At 50.5% G+C, this 15,768-nt stretch carries 9 protein-coding genes; all 9 read left to right on the top strand.

Features of this window, described 5'->3' with window-relative positions; all coding sequences use genetic code 11:
• Positions 1–5 precede the first annotated feature (5 nt).
• Positions 6–1,931, top strand: coding sequence for a Vgb family protein (locus IEV98_RS09640; protein ID WP_188505632.1), 1,926 nt, complete (start codon positions 6–8; stop codon positions 1,929–1,931).
• 375 nt (positions 1,932–2,306) lie between these two features.
• The gene (locus tag IEV98_RS09645) at positions 2,307–5,576 is read left to right on the top strand and encodes a SusC/RagA family TonB-linked outer membrane protein (RefSeq protein WP_188505633.1); all 3,270 of its coding nucleotides are present in this window, start codon (positions 2,307–2,309) and stop codon (positions 5,574–5,576) included.
• 35 nt (positions 5,577–5,611) lie between these two features.
• The gene (locus IEV98_RS09650; protein WP_188505634.1) at positions 5,612–7,570 is read left to right on the top strand and encodes a RagB/SusD family nutrient uptake outer membrane protein; all 1,959 of its coding nucleotides are present in this window, start codon (positions 5,612–5,614) and stop codon (positions 7,568–7,570) included.
• A 44-nt stretch (positions 7,571–7,614) separates the two neighbouring features.
• Positions 7,615–8,928, top strand: coding sequence for a DUF4959 domain-containing protein (locus tag IEV98_RS09655; RefSeq protein WP_188505635.1), 1,314 nt, complete (start codon positions 7,615–7,617; stop codon positions 8,926–8,928).
• Between the two features lie 23 nt (positions 8,929–8,951).
• Positions 8,952–10,358: a DUF4998 domain-containing protein gene (locus tag IEV98_RS09660; protein ID WP_188505636.1), complete on the top strand. Its 1,407-nt coding sequence runs from the start codon at positions 8,952–8,954 to the stop codon at positions 10,356–10,358.
• Positions 10,359–10,467: 109 nt separating this feature from the next.
• Positions 10,468–11,766 carry an enolase C-terminal domain-like protein gene (locus IEV98_RS09665; RefSeq protein WP_229738650.1) on the top strand — a complete coding sequence of 433 codons (1,299 nt, stop codon included), beginning with the start codon at positions 10,468–10,470 and terminating at the stop codon, positions 11,764–11,766.
• A gap of 95 nt (positions 11,767–11,861) precedes the next feature.
• Positions 11,862–13,223 (top strand): neutral/alkaline non-lysosomal ceramidase N-terminal domain-containing protein, encoded by a 1,362-nt coding sequence (locus IEV98_RS09670; protein ID WP_188505638.1) that lies wholly within the window; start codon positions 11,862–11,864, stop codon positions 13,221–13,223.
• A gap of 36 nt (positions 13,224–13,259) precedes the next feature.
• A complete protein-coding gene (locus IEV98_RS09675) occupies positions 13,260–15,380 on the top strand; it encodes a PVC-type heme-binding CxxCH protein (protein ID WP_188505639.1) in 2,121 nt (706 codons plus the stop codon).
• Positions 15,380–15,763, top strand: coding sequence for a high-potential iron-sulfur protein (locus IEV98_RS09680; protein WP_188505640.1), 384 nt, complete (start codon positions 15,380–15,382; stop codon positions 15,761–15,763). Before IEV98_RS09675 ends, IEV98_RS09680 begins: the two co-directional genes overlap by 1 nt.
• Positions 15,764–15,768 lie beyond the last annotated feature (5 nt).

Here is a 15,768-nt window from a genome sequence, read left to right on the forward strand (position 1 = left end):
AAAAGATGGTAAAAAAGAATTGGATACTTTATGGCGTAACGCTGATGTCGCTGGTCTCGATGAGTTTGCGGAGCTCCGAAAAACCACAACGCGCGCATGCAGATGACCGGTTCGTCGACCACGGCGTTGCATCACCGGTTAGCACGAACCGGGGCGTGGTAGCTACCGTGGATGGACAGGGGCGAAACATTGTTATGGCATGGCTTTTTGATGTGCGGGGAGGATACTCCCTGTTGGTCATTGATGAGGAAACAGGCGAAAGTGAGGAGTTTCCCATGCCTTTCGACACTGCAGGGGACTCCCCTTTTTCATCATTGTTTTCCTCGCAGGGCAAATTGTACACGTTGTTTAATGGCAATTTTGTGGAGTTTGACCCCGAAACGCGGGCATATACCTTCCATAAAAAGACAGCTCCCCAAATGGCGATGGGGATGACGGAAGACGACCAAGGACGGATTTGGGCAGTGACTTACCCGAATAGCGGCCTGGTCTGTTATGACCCCGAAATCGACTCATTGACTGATTACGGGTACGTTAACAAAGAGAATTGGGCACAATACCAGCGCTATATGGCAGCAGACGATACTGGCTGGATATATTTTGCCCTTGGTAATACCAACAGCCAGCTCCTCGCGTTTAACCCCGACTCACGAGAGGTGCGGCCGTTGCTGCCAACCACCGAGCGAAAACGTGGAATGGCTTATGTTTATCGCAATCGGAACGGAAAAGTTTTTGGACAAGCCCTGCAAGATGATGCTGCGCCGTGGTACGAGTTATATCAGGGGAACATCGTGCCGATCGGGGTGGGTCATAGGCCGGAAGCAAAAAATATCATTACTGGATCGCAGGCGCTTAGGCATCTCGTGTTTCCAGATGGCCGACGGATAGTTAGCCTAGATTTAATCGATAGGCAGTTGACGACGGAAGATGCCGCAGGTAACGCACACAAAACTGTTAATTTTGACTACTCGACGGAAGGATCTTGGGTGATGGGGGTGGCCACATCACCGGATCGGCAGTCGATCATCGGCGGAAGCTCCTTTCCCATGCGGTTGTTTAACCATGCTGTTGCCAACGAAAGCTGGAGCCGCGAAAGCGCCTTCGGCCAGTTCAACGCCATAGCAGTTACAGACCGGTATGCTTTTTTCGGTTCTTATCCGGGTGGACACCTCATGATCTGGGACCCGCAAAAGCCTTTTACGGGTACTGTGACTGGCCGCGAAGGGAATAACCCTGAGGTCGCTTTTACCTGCAAACCGATAATCTACCGGCCTCATCGTGTATTGGCCCATCCAAATGACAGGACCATCATGATGAGCGGTACGCCCGATTACGGCTATACCGGTGGTGGGCTGCTGTTTTATGACATGAAGTCTCGCGAACATGTCTTGCTAACGGATAGTCAAGTAGTAGAGAATCAATCGACCATGAGCCTCACGACGTTGAAAAATGGGAAGGTGCTGGGGGGTACAACGATTGCTCCGGGAACGGGCGGCGAACGAAAAGCTACTTTGGCCGAGTTATACCAGGTGGATGTTAATACGAAGCAGGTGGAATGGCGGAAGCCTGTTATTCCGGGTGTACAGACTTACTCGGACCTGGCGACACGGGCGGACGGGAAGGTATATGGGATTGCGGATTATAAACTGTTTTTTGTATTTGATCCTGAAAAACAGGTCGTAATTTACCAGAAGGATGTTTCTATCGATCTGGGACGTACCGTTGGGGAACAATCTCCTCGTATATTTGTGAAAGGTGCCGGAGAAGATCTCTACCTGCTTTTTCATGACGCCATTACCAAGGTAAATCATGATTCTTATCAGTTAACCTTGTTGGCACATACCCCCGAGCCAGTCAGAGCCGGCGGAGACTACCTAAATAACCGTATTTATTACATCAGCGGTTCTCATCTTTATAGTTATGCCTTGTAAAGGGGAAATATGGGAGGCTCGAATGGGGTTGCTGATTCGATTGTGGCTTATGCGATTTGCTGTCGGGAAAAAACGCATAATATTCGTTTTTTTTGAGCTGTAATATCATTTTTTACGCAAAAAAATTGCATATATAAATTATTTGTCGTATATATGCATGTATAAACTAGTTATAAACCGCACCAAGAAATCGAGGGTTTTTGAACCGCATGTGACTCGGATAGGATCATGCAAGGGGTATTGTATTAGTGTTAATTCAAGTGATGCCTATGGTTACACCATAAACGTAATTGGGCGATGTGCCCGCCCAGGCTAACAAGACAAGTTGCCTGCTAAAGCAATTTTCAAGCTTCACCTTAAAATAAACTAATTTTTATGAAGAGAAATACCTACTTAAAGCGCATTGGCATACCTTACTGTAGATGCATTCGCAAACCGTTCGGGAATATCCCGGGCGCACTTAGTCGAACCGTTCTTGTCCTTTTATTACTATCCAGCACGTGGACGACTACATGGAGTATCACCTCCCTTTCCGTGGCGACGGTGACGATGCAGGAACGCACGATTAAAGGCCGCGTGAGTGATGCGAACGAAGCCGGGATCCCGGGCGTGAGTATCAAAATTAAAGGAACCTCCATGGGCACCGTTACTGACCTAAACGGTCTTTTCTCCATTGCTGTCCCCGACGAGAATGCCATACTGGAATTCTCTTCTGTCGGGTATATGATGCAGGAGGTGCCCGTCAAAGGGCGGGCAGAAATCCGTATCACGCTGGAAATGGCAGCTGGTGATATGGAAGAAGTGGTCATCACCGCTTTTGGTACCCAGAAGAAGGAAAGTGTGTCTGCCGCCATTACCACGGTAAAGCCTTCTGACCTGAAGATCCCGTCGAGTAATTTGACAACGGCATTGGCTGGCCGGGTGGCCGGTGTGATTGCCTACCAGCGATCGGGTGAACCGGGGTTGGACAATGCGGAATTTTATATCCGTGGCGTGACGTCGTTCAGTACGGCCGGTAAACGGGATCCGCTGATCCTGATTGACCGGGTGGAAATGACTGCGAATGACCTGGCGCGGATGAATGTGGACGACATTGCCTCGTTCTCCGTGATGAAAGATGCCAGTGCCGCAGCGCTATATGGCGCGCGTGGCGCAAATGGCGTGATCCTCGTGACCACCAAGGAGGGAACCTTGGACCGACTGTCCATCAGTATCCGGGGCGAGCAGTCCAATTCGTACAATACGAAGATGCTTGACCTGACGGACCCAATTACCTATATGCGGCTTCACAATGAAGCGGTACGAACGCGGGACCCGATGGTGCAGCTGCCCTATTCATCCGATAAGATACGGGGTACAGAACTGGGGCTGGATCCGATCCGTTATCCGGCGGTGAACTGGTACGATTACCTGATCGAAGACTATGCCACTAATCGGCGTATCAACCTGAACCTGACCGGTGGCGGGCAGACGGTGCAGTATTATCTCGCAGCAAACTATCAGAACGACCAGGGAATTCTCAAAGAAAGCAAGGAAAACCAGCTTGATAACAACATCGATATCGACCGGCTTCAGGTCCGCTCGAACGTAACGATTAAATTTGCGCCCACTACAACGGGTGTGGTGCGTGCCTACGGATCGTTTGACGATCGGACGGGCCCTTATATTCCGAGTATGCGGGATGAATATGATAAACTCGTGACCGGTGGAGCCGCGGTATTCCGTCAGGCACGGAATGCTTCGCAAGTTAGTTTCCTCCCTTTTTACCCGGCCGATGAAGCCAACCAATTCACCAAGCATATCCTCTTCGGCAGGGATACGGAAATGTCTATGACGAATCCGTGGGCCAACCTAGCCAGCTCGTTCCAGGAATCAAGGGAGTCCATGATGCAGGTGCAGTTGGAAATGGAGCATAGGTTCATCGGGAAACTTGAGGGGTTTACAGCTTGGGGGTTATACAACGCGCAGCGGAAAGGCTATTACGACCATACGCGTTCTTATGCACCTTTCTATTACAGTATGGCGAATACCATAGACGGGTCGTACCGGCTGTTGCCGCTGAACCCGGACACGGGAACGGAATATTTGGACTATGTAGGCGGCGGCAGGAGGGTAGAAGCTACCCAGTATGGCGAACTGCGGTTAACGTACAACAAGGTTTTGGGCGGCAAGCACGATCTCAGTGGTGCCCTAGTGGGCACGATCCGGAATGCGACGGGTACGATTAACGTTGACACAGAAGTGGCCGATCTGCTCCAGATAGCCTTGCCTAGAAGGAATATTTCGACAGCAGGCCGATTTGCTTATGGGTACGATTCCCGTTATTACGCGGAGTTCGCCTATGGGTTGAATGGCACGGAGCGGTTTGCCGAGCATAGTCGGTGGGGTTTCTTCCCCACGGTGGGCGCAAGCTGGGTAGTGAGCAACGAAAAGTTCATGTCTGGTCTGAATGATGCCATCAGTACCCTGAAGTTGCGGGGTACGTATGGTGAAGTCGGAAACGATGCAATCGGTTCAGATGTCGATCGTTTCTTCTACCTGTCGCAGATCGATATGAATGCCGGAGCATCTTACCCGTTCGGTGTACCGGGTACCATTAACTATTCCCGTTCAGGCATCACCATCAACCGGTATGCCAATGATCTGATCACTTGGGAAATTGCCCGGAAAGCGAATGTGGGTGTTGAAGTAGGGCTGTTCAATGATTTCACGCTCATTGCCGATTTCTTTCACGAAAGGCGCCGAAATATTCTACAGACCCGGCAGGATATCCCGACGACCATGGGAATCCGTGGTACCCCACAGGCCAACGTAGGTATTTCTGAGGGGCGCGGAATCGATGCGGAATTGAAATACAATAAAACGATGCCCAGCGGCCTTTGGTTATCGATAAACGGTAATTTTACCTATATGAGCGCTCGTTTCAAACAGTATGAGGAGCCTGACTACAGCGACGTTCCCTGGCGTACGCGTGTAGGTACGAAGCTCAGCCAGCCGATGGGTCTTATTGCCGAACGGTTGTTCGTCGATGAAGAAGAGGTGAACAATTCGCCGGTGCAGGAGTTCGGGGAATACATGGCAGGTGATATTAAATATAAGGATATCAATAACGACGGGAGGATCAACGCGGACGACGTGGTGCCGATCGGTTATCCTACCGAGCCCGAAATTATCTATGGAACGGCGTTTTCAATAGGATACAAGGCATTTGATGTCAGCTTTTTCATCCAGGGTTCCGGCAGATCCTCCTTCTTTATCAGTCCGGAAGCCCTTACGCCATTCACCGGTCGCGGGCAGAAGGCCCTGGTTCAGTTGATCGCTGACGATCACTGGTCTGAAACCAACCGGGATATCTATGCGTTCTGGCCGCGGTTATCGGAATATGCTATCGGCAACAACAATCAACAAAGCACCCACTGGCTACGTGACGGTACGTTTATCCGACTGAAGCAGGCCGAAGTTGGTTATACCCTGCCTGAGAAATTGACCAAAAGAGCCCGCGTTAACATGCTGCGGGTGTACCTAAGCGGAACCAACCTGCTTTACTGGTCCACGTTTAAGTTGTGGGATCCGGAAATGGCCGGACTGGGGTTGGGTTATCCGGTTCAGCGTGTTTTCAACCTGGGAGTGAATATTAACTTTTAACTAACTGCTGAAAGTCGGCAATAAACGATATACGAATGAAGAGTTTAATGAAAATAATGGCGGCCTGTTTCCTGTTGGGGATAACGAGTTGCAACTATTTGGACGTGGTGCCGAATGACACGGCCACGCTCGATCATGCCTTTTCGAATCGGTCGGTGATGGAAAAGTTCATGAGAACGTGTTATTCGCATTTGCCGGATCCGACCAATCCTTGGCATTATCCAGCTTACTTCACCAGCCGGGATGAGTTCGATTGGCGGGGAGAAACCCGGGCAGCAGTGATGCCTGCAGCGATGATTTCCAGGGGCCTTCAGAATACCAATACGCCGTACCAGGATTACTGGTCGGGCACAAATGGCGCGAAAGCGATGTACACGGCTATTCGCGACTGCAATATTTTTCTGGAGAGTGCACATATACCCCGGGATATTGACGAAACCGAACGGCTGAGGTGGATTTCCGAGGTTACATTCCTGAAAGCGTATTACCATTTCTTCCTCGTGCAGCTGTACGGTCCGATCGTACTGGTGAGGGAGAACCTACCGGTGTCTGCTAGTCCCGAAGAAGCAAAAGTATACCGGGAGCCCGTGGATGAGTGTATCGAATACATTGTGGAGCTGCTGGATGAAGCGGCGGCAGGTTTACCGGACGCCCTGCCGGACCCTTCGACCGAACGTGGGCGGATCACTAAAATCACAACGTTGGGTATCAAAGCCAAGGCACTGGCATGGGCAGCAAGTCCCTTGTTTAACGGAAACCCTGACTATGCCGGTTGGGTGGATAACCGCGGAAAGCAACTGATACCGAATACTTATGACGCCACGAAATGGGAGCGGGCGGCTATTGCCATTAGAGAGGCGATAGACCTGGCCGAAGCCACCGGCCACCGGCTGTACGAATTCAATAAGTTCGCCGGTGGTGCCAGTACTTTTGCCATGAACGACACCCTCGAAACCCTGATGACGGTAAGGAAGGCAATAACCGAGCAGTATGATCAGAATCCGGGCGTCCTTTGGGCCACCCAGGAACAGTTTGCCCACGGAAAAGGATCGCCCGGTCTGTCCGTTCTTGGAAACATGCTGGCCAGCCTGTTTCCCGTACTTTACAGCACCGATCAGCCCCTGCTGCTCAACTACATGTCTGCTTCCTGGCACATGGCTGAGTTATATTATACGAATAATGGGGTGCCGATCAACGAAGATAAGAACTACGATTACAGTAACCGGTTTAGCCTGCGCCGCGCCACACCAAGTGATAACCACGAATCGTACATTGCGACTAATGAGGTAACTTCATACCTGCATTTTTTTCGTGAACCGCGCTTTTATGCCAGTTTAGGTATTGACCGTGGCTATTTTGAACTGGTTTCCACCACCACCAACGGCGGTGCCTCCTTTGGTCCCGTTATCAAAAGCCGGTCGGATGAAGTGGGTCCAGCGAACGGACATGCTGCTTATACTCCCAAGAAAATCATCCCGTTTGAGTCATCAGGTAGCCGGGGCATTGCCGGCCAGGTTTATACACAGTACCTGTATCAGTTTCCGTTGCTGCGTCTTGCCGACCTCTACTTGCTCTATGCCGAAGCGCTAAACGAGGTGAAAGCGCAGCCCGACCAGGATGTATACCTCTGGATTGATAAAATCCGGGAGCAAACTGGGTTGGATGGCGTGGTGGAATCGTGGCAGCGCGCAGCCTATAACCCGGGTGCGCCCAGCAATAAGAACGATATGCGCCGGATCATCCAGCGAGAACGGTTGATTGAACTCTCGTTTGAAGGCCAACGCTTCTGGGATGTACGCCGTTGGAAAATAGCGCAGGAGTATTGGACCCTGCCGCCCACTTCGTGGAAGACGGGCACGAGGGTAGCAGAAGAGTTTTATGTACCAACTCCTTATGCAGAACCCCGTCAGGTGACGTTCAGGGATTACCTGTATCCGTTGAGGCAGTACGACCTGCGGGTTAATACTAATCTGGTGCAAACCTATGGCTGGTAATCACCACCGGCATGTATTTGGAATGACTAATGATAACGAGTCTTATGAAAAAGTATAATTTTATAATCATAACGTTGGTGCTTAGTGCTTTTCTTGCCTGTGAGCATGATGAGGATAAGCGGCCAAGTGGGGGTGCCTGGAATACAGGGCCACTAACAGGATATTCGGTAACACCGATTAACGGTGGGGCCACGATTACGTATGATATACCCCGGGATAACGATATCCTGTATGTCATGGCGGAATACGAACGGAATGGAAAGATATTTACCGAAAAAGCCTCTGTACACAAGAACGAGCTGACCATTGAAGGGTTTAATACGACCAGTCCGGTGAAAGCCAGCCTGTATAAAGTCAACAAGCAAGAACAACGATCAGAGCCGCTGGAAATCGAATTTGAGCCCTTAGAAGGACTGATCACCATTGCGCAGAACTCCTTGGAGATGATTCCCGGATTCGGCGGGATCGTGGCTTCCTGGCACAATCCCGGGAATACAGAATTCGGCGTACGCCTGGTCGTGCCGGACGAGCAGCGCCCGGGGGAATTGCTGACCCATGAAATGTATTTCTCGTCAACGGAGAATGACCGGCGCTCTTTCAGGGGCTTTGAGCCGGAGGAGAAGGCTTTTGGCGTTGCCTTTGAAGATAAATGGGGAAATATATCGGATACGACCTGGCTAACAACGACACCATTTTTTGAAACGATGGTTCCTAAGCCTTATGCGGATTTCCGGGCGAGTATTCCCTATGATAATCCGACCACGCTCGGGGGACGTGATATCAATACCCTTTGGGATAACGTCGTGAATACGGCTTCCCACGGATGGCTGACCCAACCCGGGGCGGGTAACGGTCTGTCCATGACTATTGACCTCGGACAAGTCGTAAAGCTTAGCCGTATTGTTATTCATGGTTACCATATCAACTCAGTGTATGGCCAAGCAAATGTCACGCAGTTCGAACTGTGGGGTTCCGATAAGATCGATTTCGCGAGATTGTCGGATCGCCCATATTGGCTGGATGAGACCAGTGTCCGAAACAATGCCTTCAGCAATGATGTGGCCAACAAACTGGATCCCATGGCGGAAATCCCCGCCCATACGTTCAAAGACGACTGGCAGTACCTAAACTGGCATGCCATTCCGCGTTTTGACCGCATGGTGCCACCGGATCCGCAGGGTGCGGCGAACCTGGCAACAAACGGGACCGAATATGAGATGCCCCTTGACGCCAAACCCGTGCGTTACCTCCGGCTGTTCGTTCGCGAGATAGCAGGTGTGATGCCGCCAGCACCTAATAACTATTGGTCTATGGGTGAGTTTACGGCCTACGGGGATAATACCGTGCCACAAAATTAACTATTGGGGTAAAAATTCAAACAATGAAAAAGACATATAGACTATTTCCGGTAGCGCTGAGCCTTTTGGTATCCGCTATCGTAGTGTTTTCGTCATGCGATAAGATGAATGACATCCAGCAGGAGTGGGCAGAGCAGGACGAGCAGGTATATTTGGGGAAGGTGGATTCCATCGAGTATTTCCCGGGTTTTGGTCGCGCCAAGATAATTTGGTATATCGGTTCAGATCCTAAAATTGACCAGACTATTATTTATTGGAACATGCGGCAGGATTCTATCGTTAAGGACTTTAACCGTACAGGCTCGAGTTTACAGAAGGACTCGATTATACTGGAAGACTTACCTGAAGGTTCGACGCTTTTTGAATTCCGCAACGTGAACAACGAAGGGGAAACCTCCTTATATTCGAATGCGACCGTAAACGTGTGGGGCCCCGAATATGCGGATGGCCTGCGCGCCAGGACGGTGACTGCATTTGATTTTGATTATAGCCAATCGCTTTTTGAGCTAGAGGTTTCCCCCGTTTCAGTGGGCGACAGCGTGGTTTACTCGCAGATTGTTTACACCAATACATTAGGCCAGGAACGGACTCTCAGAATTGAACGGGATGCCAACACAGCGGAATTGACGAATTTTCCAGATGGAGGAGAGTTTCGATTCCAAACTGTTTTTTTTCCGCCCCAAGGAATAGACACGGTATTCAATAATTTCAGCACCTTCAAAGCGCCAGTAGCAATCACTGAAAGGGGGATTAAAATTTCTTTTGCCGGAGAGATGGAAAGCAAATACTTCCACCGCAATGGCGAACAGCTGTATGAATGGAATACCGCCGGCGACCTCATCGTGTACGCAATGAATGCCGATGGGTCGTTGACCCAAACGGAAACGTATCCTTCCATTGTGCCACGGGATACGTACCGGGATTTTTTCTTCTACGATGACGACAAATTTATCGGGATAAGTACGGGTAACGCTGTAACCATGCACCAGATCGAGGGCGGTGTCCTTACCGCAGTCGGAGCGGGAGCATTCGGATCCGGTTTCGCATTTCCGAAATTTATTCCAGCCAGAGGCTATTTCTTTTCCGTAGCTGCAGAAACGGGGGAAATGAAAACTTGGCTTGCGCAAAATAACGCGACATGGGGCACGCCAAATGGTGCCACGGTTGGAACGGGTTTCGATGGTTATGAGCCGCTCATGCTGTTTAATAATCACACGCTCTTGGGGGTAGATGCAGATGGCTACCTGCGGGCCATCCCTGTTACCGTAAGCGGCACGCTAGGCTCCCAGAGCCGCATCGGAAGCGGTTGGGACCGGTTTGCGAAAATCGTAAGTATGGGAACGAAGTTATTGTGTATGGAGGAAAACGGCGATTTTTATATATTTGATGACTTCAATACTGCCGAAAAATTTTGGATCGTAGATGAGTGAAGAGATCAATAGGAGAGTCTTTCTGAAGGCCGCGGGCATACTTGGGGCATTATCCGTATCAAATCGGATGCCCCCCCGGCCTCGTCTACCGCTTGAAAACCCGTCCGAGATGAAAACAATTAAGGTAATACGTGCCGAAGCAAATTTTGAAAAAGAAAAGCTGCGCTTCCCGTTTGGATTTAAGGGTGGATACCTGACCGAATTGTGGCAGGCGGTATCCCGATTGGAATCGGCGAATGGCCATGAGGCAATCGGCATCGCTACCCAGAGCGTGTTGTATGGAGATGCAGATTTATTTTCCCGATCGAGCGAAGCTACAGGTAATGCACTGATGTTCTTGGTGACAAGCCGTGCATTGGAACTGCTGGAACGGCGGAGTTTCACATCTCCGATAGGTCTGCTCGATGACATTTTTCCCGAAATCGTTGAAATCGCCAAGCAACTAACCGGTGAAAAGACGCTGAACCCTAATTTTGTTTATAATGCACTCGTGGGGGTGGATAATGCGGCCTGGCTACTGTATGCTGCCGAAAATGGCCTTAGGAATTATAATGAGATGATCATGGAAGCTTATCGACCAGCATTGGGCTATCGCAATGATCGGATCGGTATCCTATTTCAGGTGTCTTACGACATGTCCAAAGAAGTGGTCCTGCAGGCTGTTCGCGACGGATATTTTATCTTTAAGATCAAAACCGGATACCCCGGCGATCAGCAGACGATGCTCGAAGGCGACATGCGTAGACTCCATGAACTTCACGATTTGCTGAAGGATATTCGTACGGAGGAAACGTCCGACGGAAAGTTGGTCTATACCATGGATGCAAATGGACGCTACGAGCGTAAGGAAACATTTGCGCGTTACCTCGACTATGCACGTGAGATTGGTGCCTTCGACCAAATACTGTTTTATGAAGAACCCTTCAGCGAAGAAAACGAAGCATACGTGGGCGATTTAGGTGTCCGTATTGCCGCGGACGAAAGCGTCTATGATGTTGCTAGTGCGAAGCGCCGGATCAAGCAGGGGTATCAAGCCATTGTATTAAAAAGTATTGCAAAAACCCTCAGCCAGACGCTCAAGATTCTGGAATACGCCCATAACGAGCAGGTTCCCTGTTCATGTTCCGATCTGACCATTAACCCCATTCTGCTGGATTGGCATAAGAACATGGCTGCCCGCCTTCCGCCTTTTCCCGGGTTGGGGATGCCCTTGATGGAAACCAATGGTGCTACCAACTACGTGAACTGGGAGACCATGCGTCAATATCATCCCCGATATGGAGCCGCGTGGACGGAACAGCGACAGGGAAAGTTTCTGTTAGATGATGATTTTTATATGCAGAGCGGAGGGATTTACCAAAATTCTGCGCATTATAAGCAGTTATTTCGCGATAATCGTTCATTTTAATCGATAAATATTTATTTTAGCGGTAATAATGCGTTATTGCTTAGAAGCCGCTCGGAGTTGAGGACTAACAATCGATATAATTAATCACAGTAGAGATGAACAAATCGTTATCCGTTTATTTGCTGGCGTGGGTGAGCTTCCTGCTTTTCTCCTCCACCGCTGTAGGAAAAGGATGGGAGGTGGGGATTGCCAAGACTGTCATCACTCCCGAACAACCGATGTGGATGGCCGGGTATGCCGCGCGTACGAAGCCCGCAGAAGGAAAGCAGCATGAGTTGTGGGCCAAGGCCGTTGTCTTGCGCGATTCGACCGGGCACGTTACCGTAATGGTATCGTCTGATATGCTGGGTTTTACAAAGCCCCTCAGTGCAGCCATTCGGCATGCATTGCATAGACACTACCAATTGAGCGATGCCGACATTCTGCTTAACAGCTCGCATACCCATTCCGGCCCAGTGCTCTCGGGCGCCTTAGTCGATATCTATCCAATCGATGAAGCTGAGCAAAAAAAGATCGATGCATATACGGCGTGGCTGGAAGGCCGCATTATCGACTTAGTAGACCGGGCCTTTAAAGACTTAGAAGAAGCGCGCGTTTATGCGGACGTCGGCGTTACGAGATTCCAGGTAAACCGCCGGAACAACCCGGCCGCAGAACTGTACCGGGCTAGTGAGCTCAAAGGTCCAAGTGACCACTCCGTATCGGTTATCAAGATCACCGGGAAAAAGGGAAAGCTGAAAGCGCTCCTGTTCGGTTATGCATGCCATCCCACCACGCTGGATGGTTACGAATGGTCGGGTGATTTCCCCGGTTATGCGCAGATCGCGCTCGAAGAAAGTCATAAAGGCGCTACCGCGCTCTTCTTTCAGGGCGCCTGCGGTGATCAGAATCCGCTGCCTAGACGCACTATTGCGTTGGCCCGTCAATATGGAAAAGAATTGGCTGCGGCGGTGGAATCGGTACTCGAAGAGAATCAAATGAAAGAACTGAAACCGATATTGAAAACAGCTTATCAGGAGATAAACTTGCCCTTCTCGCCTGTTCCTTCCCGTGTCGATCTGCAGGAGGTCATCCGGAAAGATGGCGACAAAACATATTATTCGCGGTGGGCACACCGGTTGATCGGCCAATTGGATCAAGGTCAATCGCTGCCTACTTCCTATCCTTATCCCGTCCAAGTTTGGAAGCTTGGCGATCAGTTGCTTTTCAGTTTAGCGGGCGAAGTGCTGGTAGATTATGCCATAAACCTGAAAAACCGGTATGGCTGGGATGCAATGGTTCTCGGATACAATAACGACGTCATGGGTTACATCCCTCCGGTCCGCGTACTGGAAGAAGGAGGCTATGAGGGCGAGACGTCCCAACGGGTATACGGTCTGCCAGCCAAGTGGGACCCGGCCGTTGAATCGCTTATATACGAGGCATGCGATCAGCTTGTACAGGATATTAATCAATGATACTAACAGAGAATTTATAAGAACAAGATCAGGTTTATGAAACATGGAGTGCTATTTATAGGAGGACCACTTATTATCGCCAGTGTCCTGTCGTGCAGTGAAAAGCCCCGATATGCGGATGCGTTATCACCCGAAGAAGCGATTAAGACATTTGAATTGGAAGAGGGTTTTGCAATCGAAACGTTTGCTGCGGAGCCTTTTGTGTCCGATCCCATTATGTTGACGTTTGACGAACAAGGAAACGCCTATGTGGTTGAGATGGCGGATTACCCCGGGAAACCCGCACCTGATGCCGGAAAAGGACGGATCAAGTTACTGAAGGATACCAATGGTGATGGCGTTATCGACAGCGCGACCGTTTTTGCAGACGGAATCGGCGATGCGACTAGTCTGCTGCCCTACGAAGGTGGTCTGCTCGTCACAGCTGCTCCCAACATTATTTATTACAAAGATACCGATGGCGACGGAAAGGCCGACCACGAAGAGATACTCTTCTCCGGCTTTTTCGAAAATAACTCGGAAGCCCAGATCACAAGTCTCACTTACGGGGTTGATAATTGGATTTACGCCAACAACAATGGTCAGCGGAGTGGTGTGAAATCTGCACGCCATCCAGCGACCGATTCTCTTTCGTTGGCGGGGAAGGATTTCCGGTTCAGGCTCGACAAAAATCTTTTCGAGGCCGAGTCAGGAGCCGGGCAATTCGGGCTTACCACAGACGACTGGGGGCATCGGTTTTTTACGCAAAACACCTGGCACCTACAGACCGCACCGATACCCGACCGGTATCTGAATCGGCATAAGCGCATGCCTTCCCACTCGTCGGTCGCTAATATATACGGGACAGAAGATATACGCGCTTTTGCGATCAGCGAGGCACCCTATTGGCGTGTCGAACGAAGCGAGGGACGGCAGCGGCAATACGATGCGGCAGGATTAGACCGTACCGAACACGTGTGGAACCATTTTACCGGCGCTTCGGGCGGAATGATGTACAACTCCGGACTATTTCCCGAAGCCTATTACGGCAATATCTTTACGGCGGAGGTCGCATTGAACTTGGTACACCGTGACGTGATCAATCCTACCCGGGAAGGTCCCTTTTTAACCGCAAAGCGAGCACCAGAAGGTCAGGAAAAGGAATTTTTGGCATCGACGGATACCTGGTTCCGCCCAGTCAATTCGACGGTAGGGCCGGATGGAGCCCTTTACGTTGTTGATATGTATCGGCAACACATCGAAACACCCGTTTCGATCCCGGATTCGCTAAAAGTGGACATGGACTTCCAGAAAGGGACGGAACTGGGCCGCATCTACCGGATTTATCCGGAGGGAAAACGTCCGGGTAACCCCAATGCGGCGTTAAGCGAAAAATCATCAGCCGACCTGGTTGGCATCCTGGCGCATACGGACCAATGGTGGCGTATACAAGCCCAGCGTTTGCTCGTGGAGCGCAAAGATCCCTCGGTGGCGGGTAAGGTGGCTGAGCTGTTGAAAGCCCACGCCGATCCGCGTACCCGCCTGCACGCGCTATACGTATTGGAAGGATTGGACCAGCTTTCAGCCGAACACGTGTCGGCGGTGTTGGCGGACACTCACCCACAGTTGCGGAAGCACGGGATTATGCTCGCGGAGCGCTATCCGGCATTGGTGAATGCAGTCGTTGCGGCTGCGAACGATCCAGAAGCCGAAGTGGCATTCCAGGCAGCGTTGAGCTTGGGAGCGTTTGCCCCTACAGCCAAAACAATCGACGCACTGGCGAAGGTGGCCGTAAAATATGGTGGTGATCCGTGGTTCAGAAAAGCGATATTGAGTTCCGACTTAGGGGCCTCTTACGCCTTATATCAAGTACTGGCTCAGACGGCGGCATACAAAGACGCGATACACAACCAACCAAAATTTATGGAAGAGTTAGCCTTTACAATCGGAGCCAGTGGAGATCTTTCCCAATATAAAACATTTGTCGCTGCCATGCCGAAGGGTGAGACAGACTACGAACTGGGTATCATCCAAGGGTTTGCGGGCGGTGTCCGCAAAGCAAAGGCAAGCGATGCCACAAATAACGCATTGATCAGCACTATCAAGTCGACATCCTTTTCCGCAAAAGGACAGGATATTGTAGACAAATTAACGAAAGAACTTACAGGAAACAATTGATGGAAAACAGACGAAGATTTATTGGCCACGCCGTTTCGCTTGCCTTAAGCTTGGTCGGCGGTGCCACGCTTATTGGGTGTGGCGGAAACGGCGGCGGATCAAAGACAGGGACCTTAGCAGACAGTACAGCCAATCCCGACAAAGACGCATTGGCGCGATTTGGCGGAAATTGCGATGATTTCTCCAAATTGAAGGAAAAAGATTACGAGGTGAGAAAAAACCTAGGTTATCAGAAAAGTTCACCTACCGAAGAAACGCAATGCCAGCATTGCAACCTTTGGCTCCCGCCGCGCGAAAAAGAGAGTTGCGGTGGTTGTACCCTTTTTACCGGACCGATAGAGCCGCAGGGTACCTGTACGTATTGGGCCCCGCGGCAGTCATAAAAATG

This window comes from Parapedobacter pyrenivorans (genome assembly GCF_014636865.1).
GTDB classification, from domain to species: Bacteria; Bacteroidota; Bacteroidia; order Sphingobacteriales; family Sphingobacteriaceae; genus Parapedobacter; species Parapedobacter pyrenivorans.